The organism is Pontibacillus yanchengensis Y32 (assembly GCF_000770635.1).
Classification (GTDB): domain Bacteria; phylum Bacillota; class Bacilli; order Bacillales; family BH030062; genus Pontibacillus; species Pontibacillus yanchengensis.
Map to the genome: position 1 here is coordinate 18,209 of NZ_AVBF01000039.1, position 19,742 is coordinate 37,950.

20 protein-coding genes and 1 riboswitch are annotated in these 19,742 nt (G+C 38.4%); of the genes, 10 read left to right on the forward strand and 10 right to left on the reverse strand.

The annotated features are described in order from the left end of the window. Positions 1 to 5 precede the first annotated feature (5 nt). Positions 6 to 107, reverse strand: a riboswitch (purine riboswitch). A gap of 220 nt (positions 108 to 327) precedes the next feature. After that, complete coding sequence (locus tag N782_RS13640; RefSeq protein WP_036821099.1) at positions 328 to 729, forward strand: VOC family protein; 402 nt, start codon at positions 328 to 330, stop codon at positions 727 to 729. A 108-nt stretch (positions 730 to 837) separates the two neighbouring features. Beyond that, positions 838 to 1,842: a potassium channel family protein gene (locus N782_RS13645; RefSeq protein WP_036821102.1), complete on the forward strand. Its 1,005-nt coding sequence runs from the start codon at positions 838 to 840 to the stop codon at positions 1,840 to 1,842. Here the strand turns inward: N782_RS13645 and N782_RS13650 are convergent. The 3 genes from N782_RS13650 to N782_RS13665 form a co-directional block, all read right to left on the reverse strand. Next, complete coding sequence (locus N782_RS13650; protein WP_036821165.1) at positions 1,831 to 2,235, reverse strand: YugN-like family protein; 405 nt, start codon at positions 2,233 to 2,235, stop codon at positions 1,831 to 1,833. The genes N782_RS13645 and N782_RS13650 overlap by 12 nt on opposite strands. A 589-nt stretch (positions 2,236 to 2,824) precedes the next feature. Continuing rightward, positions 2,825 to 4,177 (reverse strand): glucose-6-phosphate isomerase, encoded by a 1,353-nt coding sequence (locus N782_RS13655; RefSeq protein WP_036821105.1) that lies wholly within the window; start codon positions 4,175 to 4,177, stop codon positions 2,825 to 2,827. 488 nt (positions 4,178 to 4,665) lie between these two features. Continuing rightward, positions 4,666 to 5,832, reverse strand: coding sequence for an iron-containing alcohol dehydrogenase (locus N782_RS13665; protein ID WP_036821111.1), 1,167 nt, complete (start codon positions 5,830 to 5,832; stop codon positions 4,666 to 4,668). A gap of 177 nt (positions 5,833 to 6,009) precedes the next feature. Between N782_RS13665 and N782_RS13670 the strand changes: the two genes are divergently transcribed. Further along, on the forward strand, positions 6,010 to 6,246 hold the full coding sequence (locus N782_RS13670) for a DUF378 domain-containing protein (protein ID WP_036821114.1): 237 nt from the start codon (positions 6,010 to 6,012) through the stop codon (positions 6,244 to 6,246). Between the two features lie 57 nt (positions 6,247 to 6,303). Here N782_RS13670 and yugI read toward each other — a convergent pair whose 3' ends face one another. Continuing rightward, complete coding sequence (gene yugI / locus N782_RS13675; RefSeq protein WP_036821117.1) at positions 6,304 to 6,711, reverse strand: S1 domain-containing post-transcriptional regulator GSP13; 408 nt, start codon at positions 6,709 to 6,711, stop codon at positions 6,304 to 6,306. 474 nt (positions 6,712 to 7,185) lie between these two features. Here yugI and N782_RS13680 point away from each other — a divergent pair, with 474 nt between their 5' ends. The 3 genes from N782_RS13680 to map all read left to right on the forward strand — a co-directional run bounded on the left by N782_RS13680 (position 7,186) and on the right by map (position 10,522). Further along, complete coding sequence (locus tag N782_RS13680) at positions 7,186 to 8,037, forward strand: alpha/beta fold hydrolase (RefSeq protein WP_036821119.1); 852 nt, start codon at positions 7,186 to 7,188, stop codon at positions 8,035 to 8,037. Between the two features lie 107 nt (positions 8,038 to 8,144). Next, positions 8,145 to 9,317, forward strand: a complete 1,173-nt coding sequence (locus N782_RS13685) for a MalY/PatB family protein (protein ID WP_036821122.1) — start codon at positions 8,145 to 8,147, stop codon at positions 9,315 to 9,317. 458 nt (positions 9,318 to 9,775) lie between these two features. After that, positions 9,776 to 10,522 carry a type I methionyl aminopeptidase gene (gene map / locus N782_RS13690; RefSeq protein WP_036821126.1) on the forward strand — a complete coding sequence of 249 codons (747 nt, stop codon included), beginning with the start codon at positions 9,776 to 9,778 and terminating at the stop codon, positions 10,520 to 10,522. Between the two features lie 68 nt (positions 10,523 to 10,590). On the opposite strand, the gene N782_RS13695 is transcribed toward map, so the two are convergent. Both N782_RS13695 and N782_RS13700 read right to left on the reverse strand, forming a co-directional pair. Then, a complete protein-coding gene (locus N782_RS13695; protein WP_036821129.1) occupies positions 10,591 to 11,184 on the reverse strand; it encodes a superoxide dismutase family protein in 594 nt (197 codons plus the stop codon). Positions 11,185 to 11,452: 268 nt separating this feature from the next. Continuing rightward, positions 11,453 to 11,662 carry a hypothetical protein gene (locus N782_RS13700; protein WP_036821131.1) on the reverse strand — a complete coding sequence of 70 codons (210 nt, stop codon included), beginning with the start codon at positions 11,660 to 11,662 and terminating at the stop codon, positions 11,453 to 11,455. 176 nt (positions 11,663 to 11,838) lie between these two features. Between N782_RS13700 and kapB the strand changes: the two genes are divergently transcribed. Next, positions 11,839 to 12,216, forward strand: a complete 378-nt coding sequence (kapB, locus tag N782_RS13705; RefSeq protein ID WP_036821132.1) for a kinase-associated lipoprotein KapB — start codon at positions 11,839 to 11,841, stop codon at positions 12,214 to 12,216. Positions 12,217 to 12,883: 667 nt separating this feature from the next. Here the strand turns inward: kapB and N782_RS13710 are convergent. Both N782_RS13710 and N782_RS13715 read right to left on the reverse strand, forming a co-directional pair. After that, positions 12,884 to 14,050 carry a cation:proton antiporter gene (locus N782_RS13710; RefSeq protein ID WP_052111348.1) on the reverse strand — a complete coding sequence of 389 codons (1,167 nt, stop codon included), beginning with the start codon at positions 14,048 to 14,050 and terminating at the stop codon, positions 12,884 to 12,886. A gap of 18 nt (positions 14,051 to 14,068) precedes the next feature. Further along, complete coding sequence (locus N782_RS13715; protein ID WP_036821139.1) at positions 14,069 to 14,557, reverse strand: cation:proton antiporter regulatory subunit; 489 nt, start codon at positions 14,555 to 14,557, stop codon at positions 14,069 to 14,071. A gap of 298 nt (positions 14,558 to 14,855) precedes the next feature. Here N782_RS13715 and deoD point away from each other — a divergent pair, with 298 nt between their 5' ends. Together deoD and N782_RS13725 are read left to right on the forward strand one after the other, a co-directional pair. Then, entirely contained in the window at positions 14,856 to 15,566 is a 711-nt protein-coding gene (gene deoD, locus N782_RS13720) for a purine-nucleoside phosphorylase (protein ID WP_036821142.1), read from the forward strand. A 228-nt stretch (positions 15,567 to 15,794) separates the two neighbouring features. Further along, positions 15,795 to 16,178, forward strand: a complete 384-nt coding sequence (locus tag N782_RS13725) for a YuzC family spore coat inner layer protein (RefSeq protein ID WP_052111346.1) — start codon at positions 15,795 to 15,797, stop codon at positions 16,176 to 16,178. Positions 16,179 to 16,247: 69 nt separating this feature from the next. Here the strand turns inward: N782_RS13725 and N782_RS13730 are convergent, their stop codons facing one another. Further along, positions 16,248 to 17,738, reverse strand: a complete 1,491-nt coding sequence (locus N782_RS13730) for a leucyl aminopeptidase (RefSeq protein ID WP_036821144.1) — start codon at positions 17,736 to 17,738, stop codon at positions 16,248 to 16,250. A 466-nt stretch (positions 17,739 to 18,204) separates the two neighbouring features. On the opposite strand from N782_RS13730, the gene N782_RS13735 reads away from it, so the two are divergent. Next, complete coding sequence (locus N782_RS13735) at positions 18,205 to 18,678, forward strand: divergent PAP2 family protein (protein WP_036821146.1); 474 nt, start codon at positions 18,205 to 18,207, stop codon at positions 18,676 to 18,678. Between the two features lie 147 nt (positions 18,679 to 18,825). Here the strand turns inward: N782_RS13735 and N782_RS13740 are convergent, their stop codons facing one another. Next, positions 18,826 to 19,488, reverse strand: coding sequence for a 3D domain-containing protein (locus N782_RS13740; RefSeq protein ID WP_084103096.1), 663 nt, complete (start codon positions 19,486 to 19,488; stop codon positions 18,826 to 18,828). Positions 19,489 to 19,742 lie beyond the last annotated feature (254 nt).

Below are 19,742 nucleotides of genomic sequence, written 5' to 3' on the forward strand. Positions count from 1 at the left end.
AGTACACGAACATTAGCAATACCCATAGTCGGAAAATTTACGGTAATCCGGTAGAAACTCGTGAGCCATATCCTCACTATTATATGAGTACATCCGTTTTATGAAATTATGTTCCATTATATCAACTGATTATTAATTTTCAACAGAGAATTAAAAAACGAATTATATTTTCATAAATCTTTTTAATGTTCGACTTTATAAACACCATTTTTATCATGTTTTATCTAACTTAAAGCGGGAATTTAATAAATACCGTAATCATCATACGAAGACACACTATATACTTACACACAATTCTTTCTATACATTAAAGGAGGCAACTGGTTTATGGACATGAGAATTTGCGTGATTAATATCTATGTAAGCGACTTGGATTTTGCAATTGAATGGTACAGGGAAGTTCTCAACTTAAATGTATCGGATGATCACAATAATTATCCGATAGCGGTAGACTTAGAGACTGACAATGACTTGAGACTCTTATTGCATAAAGCTGAAAAAGATACACAAGTGGATGTTTGGAGAGAATCCTCAACTATTCTAACATTTGAAGTTCCGAATATACGCGAGAAGATGAAAGATTTAACGGAAAAAGGTGTGAAACTAATGAACGAAGAGCCGCAATGGTATCCTGATGGAGGCGAAAGAATTGCCTTCAAAGATCCATTTGGCAATGTTCACGAATTAGCTGAATTACGTTCTAGAGCTGCGCCAAAAGACAGGATGTAAGAACAATTAATTAATATAGACGAAAGCCTCGATTCCAATTACAGGGTCGAGGTTTTTTAATGGCAAACTTTGACTATACTAAAAGTAAAAAATGCTGGAGGAACAGTTATGAGCATCCATACGTTTTTTCAATGGTATTTTCGAACTCCTGTTTTTCTCCGACTTTTGCTAACCGTATCCTTTTTCATGATTTTATTTGGAATGATCATTCATTGGATAGAGCCGGAAGTCTTCCCAACAATTTTTGATGGAATCTGGTGGGCTATTATAACAGGTTCAACGGTTGGGTATGGAGACTTTGTTCCCGTTACCATTATCGGAAGAATATTTGGCATCTTACTCATCATTGCTGGAGGAGGCCTTGTAACGTTTTACATGGCAACGGTTTCGGCATCTACTGTAAAATATGAGAATGACCTTTCAGAAGGTAAAGTAGAATATCGAGGTACAGGACACGTTATTTTTATTGGATGGAATGAACGCACGAAGCAGTTAATTGACATGATTCGTGAGTTTGCACCTGATGAAAAGGTTGTATTGGTGGACAGTACGTTAGAAAACATCCCTTATAAAGAGTATTCAATTCATTACGTGCAAGGAAATGGATCGGAAGACGAAACACTAAAGAGAGCGAATATTAATCAAGCAAGAGCAGCAATCATCACCTCTGATCCTTCCATGAAAGAAAGACAGGCTGACCAAGCAAGCATTCTTGCCACGGTGGCAATACGAGGAATGAATGCTGATATATTTATCATTACAGAGATTCTCACAAAAGAACAAATTACCAATGCAAAAAGAGCTGGAGCGAATTCAATTATACGTTCCAATGACTTTATGAGCACCTTATTTTTTCATGAGCTATATCGAAAAGGACATATCAAACCATTTGATACACTTGTTAGCCAGTTATCCACACAACAATACAAGCAAATAGAAGTGCCTGATGAATTGGTTGGAGAAACATTTCAATCCTGTTCGTTTAAATTTATGGAGCAAGAAGAATTATTGTTAGGAATAGAAAAAGCCGGAGAGATTAAAATCAATCCTCCAGCTAAGTTAACACTAGATAAATCAGACCATTTACTTGTGTTGTCTGCATTAAGACAATAACGTTCGCTCTAACTCTTGAACCAATTCTTTACCTGTATCCACGTATTCAGAGGGGAATTCTGCATCCGGGTCTACCGGCTCGGAAAATTGATCAAAAGAGGCTGTTTTGTTCCCAACATGCACATTGTCATCTAGTCCTCTTTGATATTTGTGAGAGAGTAAAAAAGGTTCTCCAAGTTGAACGGTGGCCTCTTTATCATCCAATTGTCCATTCACCACACTAAAGGGTACCCGAAGGAATTGGTAACCGACTCGATCATCGATTTCATAATCGAATGAACCATGATCATAATCCCAGTTCCCCCCAATCACATAGCCAATTGGTTTTAATCGCTGCTCCAAATCGTATAAAGAAAAAACTTGCCCTTCAACCTTCGATGGAACGGGTATCATACAATCCCTACCTTTCGTTTTTCTTAGCATATCCTTTTCATCTTTAATTACTCTATTTAGACTGAGAAATTGTGAACATGCGACCGATGAGCTTGCGGGCAAATTCTCCCGTTTCGGAGCATTATTTCGGATTTGGGAGCAACTTTTTCGATTTCCGAGCAAAATTTAAAATTTGCGGCCCACAGGACCTGTGTTGGTTCGATGTTGCTGCGTGACGTAGCGATTTTATCGAACTTCCCCTAAATCCGTAGAAGTTAAATTTCCTGGTGGAAGATAGAACAAAAGCGCAAGCGCCCGTTAAGCGACGTACAAACTGCGGCCCACAGGATGTGGGTTGGTTCGATGTTGCTGCACGATGCAGCGAACTTAATCGAACTTCTTCTTAATCCTTTTGAGATAAAGGAAACACGAAGAGCGATAGCGATTCGATGTTGACTTATCGTAAGGAGGTGCAGGAAGTTTGCTAGTCGCTGGGCGCTGGAGCTGGATGTGGCCGCATCACTTTTTTAGTTATACACAAGCATTGAATTTTATAATAGTACGCTAGACGATAAAAAAGGCTATCCCAAATGGATAGCCTTCGTTACGTTTATTTATTCAATCGTTTTTCTAATTCAGCTTTTTGATCCTCAAATCCTGGTTTACCTAATAGTGCGAACATGTTTTTCTTATAGGCTTCTACTCCAGGTTGATCAAATGGATTTACGCCTAGTAAATAGCCACTAATAGCACATGCTTTTTCAAAGAAATACACCATGTAGCCGAAGGTATATGCATCCAAAGAAGGTACATGTACGACAAGGTTTGGTACCTCTCCATCTGTATGGGCAAGTAACGTTCCTTCGTACGCTTTTTCATTGACGTAATCTACTGTTTCTCCAGCTAAATAGTTGAGACCATCAAGATTTTGCTCATCTTCTTCAATGGTAATATCACTTTTTGGTTGCTCTACATGAATGACGGTTTCAAATAGATCACGACGTCCATCCTGCACGTATTGACCCATTGAGTGTAAATCCGTTGAGAAGTTCGCAGATGCCGGGAAGATACCTTTTTGATCTTTTCCTTCACTCTCTCCAAATAACTGTTTCCACCATTCGGAGAAGTATTGAAGCGATGGTTCGTAGTTTACAAGCATCTCAATAGACTTTCCTTTGTTATAGAGGACATTACGAACAGCTGCATATTGATAAGCAGGGTTATTTTCAAGTTCTGATTCACTTAGTTGTTTTTCAGCTTCTTGTGCACCACTCATCATTTGCTGGATATCGATGCCACTAGCTGCAATTGGCAACAGTCCCACTGCTGTTAACACAGAAAAGCGTCCGCCTACATCATCAGGGATAACAAAGCTTTCATAACCTTCTTCATTTGCTAACGTCTTTAATGCACCTTTTTGTCGATCTGTTGTTGCATAAATACGTCTTCTCGCTTCTTCCTTGCCATACTTCTTCTCTAAGAAGTCGCGGAAAACACGGAATGCAATCGCCGGTTCAGTGGTAGTCCCACTTTTTGAGATGACATTAATGGATACATCCTTACCTTCAAGAAGGTCGTATAAATCATTCATGTAAGGAGCACTAATGCTATTCCCTACAAAAATAACTTGAGGAGTTTGACGTTGTTCTTTCGAAAGTTGGTTATAGAATGAATGATTTAACATCTCTAAAGCAGCGCGTGCGCCTAGATATGAGCCACCAATTCCAATGACTAACAATACGTCACTATCTGCTTTAATCTTCTCTGCTGATTTTTGAATGCATGTAAATTCTTCTTTATCGTATTCACTTGGTAGGTTTAACCAACCTAAAAAGTCATTACCTGTTCCAGTTTTTTCGTGTAAAGCATGGTGCGCTAATTTCACGTAGTCTTTCATGTAGCGAACTTCATGCTCCCCAAAAAAGGATAAAGCTTTTTCATAATCAAAACGAATATGAGTCATATATGTATCCCTCCATGTTTTTGGCTCTAGATTCACTTTATCGAAACGGTTCCTCCAAATCAAGCACCATCCTTAATGTAAGCGAATACAAACAGAAATATTTCAATCAAATGCTTCTTTATGCTTATACTACCAAAATAGGAGATGTTTTTATTAAGAGAGATGCTTTGTTTACGTTTGTGTTGATTCTGGAATTAACCTAGCCTTGTTCAAGATAAAAAGCATACCTTGAATAAGGAGTGTTTTGGTGCTGAGTGGTTGATTCGGTGGGAATTCACTCGCTTTCCGCGGACAATCGGTGAAGCCTCCTCGCATGTTCCTCCGCGGAAAGCGAACCATTTCACCGCAGCCTCTTCCTCACAAAAGTAACGGATTCAGCTTCACCAGTTATTCAAAATTATGGAGCTTATATGGAAGAACAATAACTAATTAACAACAAACTTAAACACAAAAAAAGAGCAGATTGTCTTGCAATCTGCTCTCCTTCCTTATTTCGATAAAGCTAATATTTTCTCAACATCTTCGTCATGTAGCTGCTTGAAGTTTCCAAAAGGTCCACGCTTCATAGCACGATCTACAATCAAGTCAAATTGGTCATCACCTATATCGTAATCAGCTAGTGTTTCTGGTGCTCCAATCGAAGTCCAGAATTCACGAAGACGATCAATTCCTTCTAAAGCTACTTCACGGTCGTCTTTTCCAACAGGATCTACTTCAAACACACGAACTGCCATCTGTTTGAAACGCTCTATATTATGATCCACATTATGCTTCATCCAATTAGGGAATAAAATGGCAAGCCCACCAGCATGAGGGATATCGTAAACAGCAGAAACAGCGTGTTCAATGTTGTGTGAAGCCCAATCTCCACGATATCCCATTTGAAGCATACCATTTAACGCGATTGTTCCAGCATACATAATCGTTTCACGATGCTCATAAGAATCTAGATTTTCCATAAGCTTTGGAGCTGTTTCTATAACGGTTTTAAGTACTCCCTCTACCATTCGGTCTTGAACTGGAGCATTCGTTGGCTGGTGAAAATACTGTTCAAATAGATGGCTCATCATATCCACAATTCCATAAACGGTTTGATCTCTTGGAACCGACAACGTATTTGTAGGATCAAGAATGGAGAAACGAGGGTTTGTAAATGGTGGCGCACCCCAACCATATTTCTCATTTGTTTCCCAATTTGTAATAACAGAACCAGCATTCATCTCTGATCCAGTCGCAGCTATCGTTAAGACAGTGCCAAATGGAATTGCATCTTTAGGGGTTGCTTTACGAGTAACAAGATCCCATGCATCTCCATCGTATTTGGCTCCTGTTGCAATTGTTTTAGAAGCGTCAATAACACTTCCTCCACCTACTGCAAGGATAAAATCGATATTTTCATTTTTACAAATTTCTACGCCTTTTTTCACTGTTGCCAAACGAGGATTTGGTTCAACTCCAGATAATTCACTAATATTTACGTTTAACTCATTCAATTTATTGGTAACCTGATCATAAAGACCGTTACGTTTGATACTTCCTCCACCATAAACAAGAAGGACGTTTTGAACATGAGAAGGTATTTCTTCAGTAAGCTTTTCTAACTGTTCTTTTCCAAAGATTAATTTCGTTGGATTATAAAATACAAATGGTTCCATATTTAGTCCCCTTTCTTCTTCACAAATTCTATTATGCGCATTTTGAACATGTATTTCAAAAGAAATGCAACAACCTCCATTATTTACCATTTGACTGTCATGTTTTCATGCATACTTTTCTCAAAATAAGTCAAGCTAGTAAAGAATCAACTCTATGATGTAAGGAGGAATAGGAACATGAGTACTATTCAACGAATCGCTTTACTTTTAGTGATTATTGGTGCTGTGAACTGGGGACTTATCGGTTTGTTTCAATTTGACTTAGTTGCTGCTCTATTTGGCGGAGGAGAACAAAGTGGTGCTTTTGCTCGTGTTATCTATACACTTGTTGGTATTAGTGGTCTAATTAACCTTGGGTTACTATTCAAACCAAGTGAAGAAATGGCAGACCAGCCTGAACCAGAAGCAAAATAACATAGATAAAGAGCAAGGAATGTATAAAAAAATTCCGGTCACCATGACCGGAATTTTTTATTTACGATACGTATTTTCACGTTCTTTTGATTGGTCAATCCACTCATCAAGCTTATCTTTCAACGTGTTGAAGCCAGCTGGTGCATCATCTTGTGATTGTACTTGATGATTTTGTTGCTGCTGTTGAGGCTTCTGTTTACGTTGCTTAGGCTGTTGCTGAGGAGCATCTTGTGTTGCACGAATGGATAAGGAATATTTCCCTTTTTGTTCATCGATGTTTAAGATTTTAACTTTCACTTCATCTCCAACTGTAAGATGTTCATTAATATCTTTTACATATCCATGAGTAACCTCAGAAATATGAACTAATCCTTGTACTTCTTCATCTAGTGCAACGAACGCACCATATGGTTGAATACCTGTTACTTTACCGTCTATTACTTGACCTTCTTCAAACTTTGCCATGCTGAAACAACTCCCGATTTTTATATATTCTCGTTTTGATTAACGCAATTTATAATTTTATCATACTATTGTCAATCAAGCAAAAGGGGTTTAAATCAAACCCTACTACTATTTTTAACATTGATTTTTTATTATTATCAAATTCAGGTTTAATTCCATCCAAAAGTGGAAATTATATTAAATGTAAGACTTTCTCGTATTCCCCCTGTGAGGCAAAGCGTACATACCGCTTTGCTTTTTTTTTGTTTAAAAATCTCCAATTCCTCACATGAATGATAACCCTATGAACAGTAAAACCTAAACAAGAATCCTCCCTCTTTTCAGTGAAAAGTACCTTGATTTTCTAAAGCAAACCCATTAAAGTGTTTAACTTTAACAAAAATGGTTTATGAACAGTATAGGGGAACCTTTATCATTTCTGTTCTATACTATTTTGGAATAAATTGAAAAAAGCATAACGGAGGCGGAGTAACAGTGAATCAGTTTCACAAAGAACAAAAATGGTTAGCTCACAATGGGATTAATATCTCGTATCAATATTATTCCTCCTCTCCTGCACCAAAGCCTGCAATCGTATTTGTCCATGGATTATTTTCCTCTAAGTTTTGCTATCGCTTTATGATACCTGAGTTATTGGAACACTTTGATATATTCACGTTCGACTACCCTCCTTTTGGTGATTCGGACAAAACCTGTACCTATCACTTCACGTATCAAAATTTCGCAAACATAATAGTGGAATTATTGGACAAACACAACATACCAAAAGCAACCATAGCAGGTCATTCTATGGGAGGACAGATTGCTCTTTTATGTGCTCATTTGTTTCCGGAAAGGGTTGAAAAACTTATTTTATTCGCTCCATCTACTTATATAAAGAAAGCAAATAAAATGATGCACACCGTTACAATGCTTCCTTTCTTCCCTTTTTTCTTGAAGCGATTTTTATATAAAAAAGGGGCCTATGAAGCATTACTCGAATGTGTGTATGACCCTCAAATGATTAACAAAGAGATGATACAAGAATATATGCGTCCATTTTTAAAGGAAGAAATGTTTCAGTGCTTATCAAAAATGATACGAGATCGAGAAGGGGATTTAACTTCCGAATATCTGCAAAAAATTAATTCAGAATGTCTTGTTTTTTGGGGAAAAGAGGATCGAGTACTCCCAGTTTCATTGGGATATCAACTTGTTCAAGATCTTCCAGCTGCGTCGCTTGAGACATTTGAGAAAATTGGTCACTTATTACCAGAAGAGATACCATATATTTTGACGGATAAAATCAAACAATTTTGCACCCCGCAAAAAAGAGCGACCTCCTAGGGTCGCTTCTATTTTGTTCTTTCTTTAAGTTCTTCTGCTTTTGTATCTACGTGTAGTTTCGGTATGATGATACTAGGTATAGCACTAATTAGAGGAGGTTATTATACATGTCACGTTTTAATCAAGTTATTGATCGTATGAACACACGCTCAGTGAAATGGGATCTTACAGAAAGTTTATTCAAAAATGATCAGGTCCTACCTATGTGGGTAGCAGATATGGACTTTCAAACACCTAAAGCTGTAACAGATGCTATAGCTGAACGTGCAGCTCATGGAATTTTTGGATACACCATTACAGATGAAAAAATTCATCAATCCATCCAAAATTGGCTCTCCACTCAACATGATTGGGATATTGATACAAAATGGTTATCCTTTAGTCCAGGTGTAGTACCTTCTTTACATACGATGATTGAGGCTCTTACAGATAAAGAAGATCCAATACTAATTCAAACACCTGTTTATCCACCATTTTATGATGTAATAAAAAAGCACGAACGAACTATTGTAAAAAATCCATTACAACAACAAGATGGTAAATATGAAATTGATTTTAATGATTTCGAAGAAAAACTAAAGCAGGGTGTTAAAGCATTTATTCTATGCAATCCTCATAACCCAGTGGGGCGAGTGTGGACAAAAGAAGAACTTCAAAAAATGGCGGATCTTTGCCTGAAGCATGATGTATTGATTTTTTCCGATGAAATTCACGCAGATTTAGTTTTTCCTGGCCATAAACACATTCCTATTGCTTCCCTATCAGATGACATTGCAGAAGCGACTATTACATGTTTATCACCAACCAAAACATTCAACCTAGCTGGGCTACAAGTGTCCTATATTGTTACACCTAATGCTGGCTATAGAAAGAAAATTAATGACCAATTCGGACTACAAGGTATTAAGATGCTTAACACCCTTGGTATCACGGCATTAGAAGCCGCCTATGACCACGGTGATGAATGGCTTGAGGAGTTAATCGGAGTATTAGATGATCATAAGAAATATCTAATAGATACCATTCATTCTCATACAGACAAAGTCCAAGTCGTAGAACCAGAAGGAACGTACTTAGTATGGCTTGATTGTAGAGGCTTGGGATTATCTCATGAAGAACTAAAGACATTTATGCAGGAAAAAGCTAAGGTCGGGCTTAATGATGGTGCTTCTTTCGGTGAAGAAGGAGAAGGCTTCATGCGTATAAACATCGCCTGTCCACGCCCTATTTTAGAAGACGGCGTTCATCGTATTTTGGAAGCGATTGATAGTAAAGAGTAAATAAGAAAAGCGCAAGCGCCCTGCTAGCGACGTATATGCTGCGGCCCACACGACGTGGGTTGGTTCGATGTTGCTGCGTGATGCAGCGATCTTAATCGAACTTCCCCTGATTCCGCAGGAGATAAAGGAAACACGAAGAACGAAGTGATTCGATGTTGACTTATCGGACGGAGGTGAGGGAAGCACACTAGTCGCTGGGCGCTGGAGCTAGACACGTATGCGCCAGTAATTTATGCTTTCTTTACTTCGAAACAAAAGCTCAGGGCGCCCGGTTAGCGACAAGACGTAGGTTGGTTTGATACTGACCTAATTAAAAAGTTTACTGGGTCCATGTGCACGTCGCAGATCTACCAACATTTTAGTTTTCTTTACAACAAGTTAAATCACATGCATTCTGACAACTCCTTCTCTTTATATATAGAGGAGGAGTGATTTTTTGACAAAAGGAGTTCTGTGAAATGATTACAAGAAAAAGCAAGCGAGAAATTGAGCTGATGAAAGAAGCAGGAAGGATAGTCGCCTCTTGTCATCAGGAAGTTGCAAAAATGATTAAGCCAGGTATTTCTACATCTGAAATAGATCAATTTGTGGAAGAGTATTTAGCAAAACATGGTGCGACCCCTGAACAAAAAGGCTTTAGAGGCTATCAATTTGCAACATGTGCCTCCATAAACGATGAAATTTGTCACGGTTTCCCGAGAGAAGAGCCCTTACAGGATGGCGATATCGTCACGATTGATATGGTTGCCAACTTAAATGGAGCCCTCGCTGACTCGGCATGGAGTTATCCGGTTGGAAATGTAGATTCGGAATCACAAAGGCTACTGTCTGTTACAGAAAAAGCGCTTTGGAAAGGGATAGAACAAGCTGTTATTGGCAATCGGACAGGGGACATTGGCCATGCTATTCAAACGTATGTAGAAGAGGAAGATTATTCCGTTGTACGTGATTTTACGGGTCATGGGCTTGGGCCGACTATTCATGAGGAACCTTCTATCTTCCACTTTGGATCTCCACATACCGGTAAGAGACTGAAAGAAGGTATGGTCATTACTATTGAACCTATGGTAAACATTGGTAAGTGGCATGCTGTCAAAGATGACAATGGATGGACCGCGCGTACATTGGATGAAAGCCTCTCAGCACAATATGAACATACGATTGCCATTACCAAAGATGGCCCTGTCATCCTTACTCAATTGTAAGGAAGGGATAAAATTGAGTTCAACCATAGTAGAATCCTAGCAACTGAAATCAGTGCTAGGATTCCTAATTAACTTTCTTCTTTCTTCTTTTCATCACCATCTTGACTAGGGTCAGAAGGAGTATCTTGTTTCTGAGCTTCAGCCACTTGAATCTTTCCACAAGCCACTCGTTCTCCTGCATCTCCAGCAGGCTGAGTCAAACCATCGTCTACTCCCTCGTGAATAATCAACGAAGTGCCATCATTGCGTAGTAACGATTTCTTACCATCTTTTAATGTAGCACCTTTTACACTAACCTCTGCCTTAACCGTTCCGTCCTCATCTGCTTCTATATTGGGCATGTCTCCCAGGTGAGCGCCTTTAGGGTCCATCAACCCATGTTCTTTACCATCTGGATTAAGATGACCCCCAGCTGATTTAAAATCAGGACTTTCACATTTAGGAAACTCATGGACATGAATGCCGTGTAGACCTGGTGTTAAGCCAGTTAAAGAAAGCTTTATGTTCACCCCATCCGGTCCTTCTGTTAGTGTAGCTGTCCCCAATGAATCGTCTGAGTTATTATACATCTCAATCTCAAGCGCAGATCGATTTTGAGTATTACAACCAGCTATCAATAACAGCCCTGCAGCCAAACCGAAGAGTGATAATGTTTTTCTCATATTACGTTGCTCCTCCCTTCGCTTTATTCAGTCATTTATTGCTTCATATGTACTTTCTTTAGTATCACCAAATTATTCACGAAATATCCCTACTTCTAAGTAATGAGAACAAAAGCTCGGGGCGCCCGTATAGCGACGTACAAACTGCGGCCCACAGGACGTGGGTTGGTTCGATGTTGCTGCGTGACGCAGCGATTTTAATCGAACTTCCTCTTATTATTTGAGGTAAAGGAAACACGAAAAAAGTAGCTCCCTTTTTAGTTGGGAGCTACTTTGTATTGGAATCCTGATTTGATTTTTGTTCCTGATTAGGAGTCATATAATCACCAAATTGTTCATTCGCTTTTTGTTCCTCTTTTTTGGAAGCTTTCAGTATTACTTTCATAGTAATAAATGCTCCAATTGCAAAAACAAGTAACGTTAAAACGGCTGGGATGTACTCTGTTTTATCTTCAGGAAAATATAAAAACTCCATCATGGTGGATCACGCCTTTCCTACGTACGTGTTGCATATTCTCAGTATATCAAATCATACCTTTACTTCCCACATTCGTCACAGTTTGTTCACACCTTAATACTTCATCTTATTTCCCTATTGCATCTAGATTTTGTTACGATACGTATATAATCGTATCTGTAGGAGGAGTAAATACTATGGAATCATTACAATCAGGTGATCTTGTAACAGCTCATTATAAAACAGGTAAATATATTGGTGAGATTGTAGAAGATAGAGGGCAGGCTTTTCTAGTCAAAATATTAGCTGTGGCCAAGCACCCTCAACAAGGAGACTTACACAACCCGGGACAAACGGAAAATGTCTTTTTCCATCAACGGAAAGCGTTAAGTTACAACGAAAAAGCGAATGTATCCAAATCAGCTATAAAAGCTTTTGAGGGTGAGGTCCCTTCTTATAATGAATCGCTTAAACAATCTGTTGAAAAATTAAAAGAAAAGCTAAAAGAAGACAATACATTCAATCAACAAGCGAAAGAGCAACTTGAAGATCTGGAAAAACAGTATTTTCAGTAATATAGCATATTATTTGATTATAGCCTCATTATCTTGAAAACTTTGGGGCGAGATAAATTCCTGTTTAGTCTGGAAAAGAAGGATGTTTCCGTAGCTTTTGTGAGAATAAAGGGTTTCAGTCGACCTTCTCCTTCATCAACAGAGGGGGACTAAGGTCCTTGTTCCACGGCCATTCTTCACGGACATATAATCCCTTATTTACTGAAAAAACGCTATTTATAGAAGGGTAACGGACATAGGATACCTTATTTAGCTAAATCCCTCTTCCTAAAGGGTGTTTTGCTTCAAATAAGGTATCCTATCTCCTTTGAGTACCGAAAATCATTTTGATTGAAGATAATAACGCATCCTATGTCCGCTTTCACATTAAATTGTTCGGTAAGCTCTCCAAATAAGATATTCGTCAAATTCAAGATAAATACAGCAACAAGTATTCCGTAGGTTCGATAGCACTACCTGGCCAAAGGGAAAGCGAGACTCCCGCGGGAGAAAGAGATTAGTGATTCCCCGCAGTACCATATTTTGGTCCAAGGAGTATTACCAGCTTGGCCGCCTGAAAGTGAATTGCCCCCCCTACTATTTTACGCAGGGTCACTCCCATTATCCCAATTTTTCAAGATTATGCCTCTTATTTGAATAAAAGGATGTTATCCAATTACACAAATCATCAACTTCCCGGTACTTTTAAGTTCTTCTTCTTTTTTTGTGGTTTGCCATAAATGAGGTTTGTTAATTGTGGTGCTCGTTCAAATAGTACCATGCCTATAAATGCGGCTATAACGATGTAGATTCCACTAAAGACTTTGATTACCCCAGTAGCTAATGCAGCTATTACTACCGAGAATTCGCCTCTAGCACAAATGGAGAGGCCTGCTCTGAAGGCAACTCTTTTCGATAAGCCATACATCCTTCCGCCAATCATACCGACAAGAACTTTTGCAACTAGGGACCAACCAATTAAAGTAATTAATAATCCTACTTTAGGTACACCATCTCCAAATTCTATGGTTGTACCAAAATACACGAAGAATAAAGGTAGCATTAAATCTTTCACAGGAAGTACTGTTTGCTCAACACGTTCAATTTTTCCAATTTCCGAAAGCATAATACCGGCTAAGAAAGCACCTAATACTTCGGATAAACCTAAGTATAAGGCAAGTCCACCATAGGCTAGAGAAATACCAATTAATAATGCAATTTTAAAATCCTCATCTTCAATTCTAATTAGCAATTCTTCAAATCGCTTAAATAATGTTTTACCAAGAAGGACAGCACCAGCGGCTAGTCCAATAATTTTACCAAACAAAATGGCTAAATCCATAACCTGAAAATTTTCTCCGCTACTCATCCCCATAATAATCGCTACAACAATAGGAGCAACCAAGTCTTCAAAAATCAACAAAGCCAGGATAAATTCTGTTTCCGAGTTAGCCATTCGACTGGTATCATCTAATAATTTAGCTGTGATGGACGAACTGGTCGCATACGTCACTCCACCAATTAGAAAGGAAGTAAATAAATCTAACCCAAATACAAGACATAATAGCATAGCAACCCCTAAGCTAAGAGCTACATCCAGAAATCCTGCTGGCCAGATCTTCGTGGCTATTCCACCAAGCCTTTTAATATTGAACTCTAATCCTAAAAGGAAAAAAAGTAATACAATCCCAATTTCACTTGCAAAATGTAAAAGTTCATTATGGTGTAATGCATCTGCCAAAACAATTCCCAATAGAATATACAAGATTACGGTAGGAAACTTTATTTTCAAACTTAATAAACCAAGCCAAAATATAAGAATTAATACGATTCCCGCACCAAGTAAAGTTGGCATATCAAAATGCACTCTGCATCATTCCTCTCCTTTACAAAGAGATGTCAGCGTTGCGATTTGATCCTTTTTTCCAATTCCCATTAACACATCTCCTGGTTGAAGTTTTGTGTAAGCTTCTGGAATCGCAATAATGTCATCACCTTTGACTATCCCAATGATGGTGGCTCCTGTTTGATTACGAATTTCTGATTCCTCAATCGTTTTATGCACAATTGGTGAAGATGGCTTTAATTCAATCCAGTCCATCACAATTTGGCTATTGAACATTTTAAGCTTATCGGCATCAACTGGTTGATAGGTAGCACCTAACAACTGCGCCCCAAGTTCCCTTGTTTCATCAGCTGTCAAGTCCATTCCGAAATCAGCCTCATCACTATCTGCTTCATCAAAGAAATATAATTCCCGTTTACCTGAGTGATGAACAATTAATACTAACTGACTATCTTCAGCTGTTGTTAACGATATTTTCTGGCCAATACCTGGTAATTTTGAAACCGAGATATCCATACTTCTATAGCCCCTTTCCTCTAACACTTTCTGGGTTTTATTTTATAGTATATACATTTCGATCTTTCTTGTATCGTTCTTTAGTAGCTTCTTCATTATATAACTACAGTCTATACGTTGTGTATCGTTTCATTCATATGTTATTACTTTTTCGTTAGTAAGCTTGTTCTTATTTTAACAAAGTTTGATTGGGAAAACCTAGTAATACTGTTGTTTTTTATCATCCCATACATATTTGAGTTCTTCATTCTATTGTGGTAATTTTAAATTGTATGAAGACACAAGGAGGTAAATAGATATGACAGTACATATTGGCGCCAATAAAGGTGATATTGCAGATAAAATTTTACTACCTGGAGACCCATTACGAGCAAAGTATATTGCAGAAAATTTCTTAGAAGATGCGACTTGTTACAACGAGGTACGTGGAATGTATGGCTATACAGGTACATATAAAGGTCAACGTATTTCCGTTCAAGGTACAGGAATGGGTGTGCCTTCGATTTCCATTTATGTTAACGAGTTAATCGAAAGCTATGATGTTCAAAAATTAATTCGCGTTGGATCTTGCGGAGCTTTACAGAAAGATGTTCAGGTTCGTGATGTAATCTTAGCTTCAACATCTTCTACTGACTCTCAAATGAATCGCATGACATTTGGCGGCATTGATTTTGCCCCGACAGCTGATTTTGGCTTATTAAAAGCCGCTTATGATGCTGGGGAACAAAAAGGTCTTTCATTACGAGTTGGAAACGTCTTCACAAGTGATAGCTTCTACCGTGATAATGCTATGGATTTGTTCAATCAGCTAGCGCATTACAATGTACTAGCCGTAGAAATGGAAACTACAGCATTATATACTTTAGCTTCTAAATTTAACCGTCAAGCACTATCCGTTCTAACGGTAAGTGACCATATCATTACGGGTGAGGAAACAACATCTGAAGAACGTCAAACAACGTTCAATGAAATGATTGAAATTGCACTAGAAGCTGCCATTCAAGAATAATCCCCCGCAAGCCCTAGTAAAGGTGATTTTTGCGACAGTGAGAATTCGCTTAAGACCATGGTAGGCGGTGGAGCTAGACATAATTGAATAGGTAAGCTAAATTAATTACCCAACACTCCATCATAGTGTTGGGTTTTTTATGAAATTATTAGGCCTCAATATACTCGCAGGTCAAGCACGAAACGCCCCTCTTCACATATAGTGTACGTGAAAAGGAGGCTGGAGATTGTGTATCCCTACTATCCAAACCCGGTATATTTCATCCCCTATACACCATATGAACCTATTAGAAACGTTTATCAACCTCAAATCCGCCCCACATACCCTGAAGTAAATACAGATCAACTCACCGAATCTGCGAAATCGTTTCAAGAATTGATGAAAGATGCGCAATTGGTATTACAAAAGTTTGCATCCTCCCATCAGTTCTCTTTTGACGTAATAGATGCTGCTCAGAAATCTAAGGATGAAAAAGTAAAACAATTAATTAAGAGCACTGGAATAAAGCACCCTGTAGACATATACTACAACCCTGATAGTCTGCGTCTAACCTTTCGTGCTAAGCAAGACGATATAGAATGTTGTAAATTAACTATGGCGCTCCATTGGTAGTAGCTAGTGTAGGAGTCATCTATTAAAAAACTGTCTCTAACCCTAGGCTAGAGACAGTCCTTCTTTTCATTATAAGCTTAAAATATAAGTCGCTAACGTATTAACCATTACGCCTGTTGGACCTTTTGGACCGAGATCATATTCCGCTTCTGCACTTGATGTACCTGCTATGTCTAAGTGAACCCATGGGGTTTGCTCTGCGAATTCAGCCAAGAAGGATCCAGCCATGATAGCATGTGCTTTTCGTCCAGGGGAATTATTTAAGTCTGCAATAGGTGTGGCGCGAACTTTGTTCTTATAAATGTCATTGTAAGGTAGCTGCCATATTGGTTCATCGGCTACTTTAGAAGAAGCTTCTACTTCTGAAAAGAATCCTTGATTATTCGTCATCGCTCCAGTAACGCAATCCCCTAACGCTACTACGACACCGCCAGTTAATGTGGCTACATCAATTAGCTTTTCAGCTTTATGATGCTTCGCATAAGTTAGTGCGTCGGCTAAAGCTAAACGACCTTCTGCATCGGTATTTAACACTTCAATCGTTTTACCGCTTAGTGATGTAATAACATCATCGGGCTTAAAGGCAGATCCACTTATCATATTATCCGTTGAAGGAATAACGGCTACTACGTTTTGCTTTGGTTTTAAACGACCAATGATGTCCATCGCACCAAGCACAGCAGCAGCTCCTCCCATATCTCCCTTCATACCAACAATTCCATCTTTTGGCTTCAAGGAGTAGCCACCTGTGTCGAAAGTGATTCCTTTCCCAACCAGGCCAACTACATCTTCCCACTCATCTTTACCTTGATACTTCATAACAATCATTTTAGGAGGTTCTGTTGAGCCTTGGTTAACTGCTAAAAGAGCACCCATTCCTAGCTCTTCCATCTCCTCTTTGTCTAAAATTTCGCATTCAAATCCATAATCAGTGGCCATTGTTTTAGAATATTCAGCGAGATCAGTAGCAGTTAGAAGATTGCCTGGCATTTGTACTAGATGACGTGCAGTGTTTACACCATGGCCAATGGCATAGCCTTTATCAACTGCTTTTTCCAATGCACCCTTATTTTCATCTGATAATAAGCTAACACTTTCAATTTTCACTCCTGGTTTTTCATTGCTTGTTTTAAAGTGTTCAAATTGAAACGGTGCTATAACCATCGCTTCTGACAATGCTTCTGTAGCTTGCACACTTGACACTGCATCTGTTTGAAAGCTATTAAGAATAAAGGAAACTTCCTTAACTTGATCTTTCTGAAGTTGCTTAAATAGTGGGCCGAACGCCGTTTTAAGTCGTTGAGGAGTTAGGTCTTTCTTCTTCCCTAAACCTACAATATATATCCGCTTTGCAGAAGTTTGATTTAAGGTATATACCTTTGAGATCTGCTTAAAATCATTGGATATATCCCCATCTTGTATGTATTGATCCAGCGCACCATCTAACGCATCATTAAACTGTTCGTAAACAGGTTGATGGTTCTTATTCTCATGATAAAGTCCAAATACAATTGCTTCTGTTTCAGAAAACATCTCTGTAGTTGGTAGTATATTAAACATAAATCTGTCCACCTCCAACTCCTATTATACATGAGAAAATCATCACTTATCACTTAAAAAGGTCAACGAATCTGTCATTCTTGAATAAAAGAGCAAGAACAAAAGCTCAGGGCGCTGGAGCTGGAGCTGGACGTGGCTACATCACTCTTTTCAGTTATACACAAGCATTGGATTTTAGTACGCTATACAACAAAAAATGAGGAGGTTACAGTTATAGCTTTGAGAGGACGAGACTTTTATCCTATGGTATAATATAGGAATATAAATATACATATTTGGTGCAAGATGAAAGTGTTAGGTTGAACTGTGTCATAAACTTACATAGGATTTACATACCATTCACAGTATTTTTACGTTTTGACACTTTAGAAACTCTCCGCTTTATTCTCTGTCATGTTAAAATAGGAAGAATAGCGGGTAAAATCGCAAAGGAAGCTATTGACCGTAGAAAGGATGAACAGCACGCATGGAACTCTTCTCCAACTTTCCTCTCTGGGCAGCATTAACTGCCATAGTATTTGCTCAGGTTGTAAAAATCCCCATTCAATTTATAGCATCAAGACATTTTAACCCAGGGCTGGCTTTTTCCACAGGAGGAATGCCAAGTAGCCACTCAGCTGCCGTTACAGCTCTTGCTACAGCTGTTGGTTTACAAGAAGGTCTTAACTCCAATATGTTTGCTATTGCTTGTGTATTAGCTATTATAGTTATGTTTGATGCAACTGGGGTAAGAAGACAAGCAGGAGAGCAAGCAATCTTATTAAATAAGCTAGCGAAGGATTTCACTCATATGGTAGAAGAAGCCAGAGTGTGGAGTAAAAAAGCGGAATATGAAAAAAGGGAAGAATTAAAAGAATTATTAGGTCACCAACCTATTGAGGTATTTTTTGGAGGAGTAACAGGTGTTCTAATTAGTATCATTTTATTTAGTTTTATTTAATAACCACCATTTTCTTATCGATCATGCTCGAGGTTCTTGCTTACGACAATAGCAGAGACTCGGCATCTTTGCTGCAGATTGGTTAAATAATAAACACCATACAAAAGCACGGAAAGCTCTCAAAGCCTTCCGTGCTTTTACATATGATTAACTCGTACTATACTGTTGACGAAACACTTGTAATGATTCCGTTTCATTCAAGCGATGAAGCTCTTCTTCTGTAAGTTTACCATTCCCTCTTTTTACAACATATACAGGTAATGTCCTCTTGCCCCACTGTTCATACACATCTTCAACGGTATTATAATACAAATCAATCTTATTTCCTGTAATTGCTGAACCTTTATCTGCAACAACTCCATACCCATAATCAGGAATATAGAGTATGGTCCCAATTGGATACACACTAAGATCTGCTGCAATAGTAGAGTACAGATCTCGTTTCACTTTAACACCAGAGTACGTTATACCATACATCGGATGATCAGGGGTCTTACCAGTCGATTCCACACCAGCTGTATATCCAGTGGCAATAACGGTTTCTGTAGGATATTCAGAGAAATCAATTGCCTCTTCCAAACTTCTAGGTCTATTCACAGATTGGCTTGAAATGTATAGAGTGTTTGCAGCTATATAGTTTAATCCTTTTTTCTGTAAGCTTACTTTTTTGTAACTTTGCTCCCCGAACGTAGATTGAAAATCATATAGAGACTTGGTCTTGCTTTGAAGCCACTCTGTTACCTCAGCTGCTGATACATTTGATATAGATGTAAAGGTAGAAGCCAGCGCTCCAATCAACAATAACGTCATCACTACTCTTTTTACATAATTTTTTGATTTTTTCAATGAAAACACCTCTCTGAGTGTCATCATTTCCAATCTTTCATTTGTTTATACGTTTTTTATTTGAATAGACTCTGTTAAAGTTGCCGTTAATTTTGGAATCAACTAATCAAAATAGCCTCATTCAAGATAAGAAGCATAATCTGGAAGACTTGGATTCGAGATATTTTACAGAATCAACGTGTCGCAAAAGAGGGATGTTTCCGTTGCTTTTGTGAGAA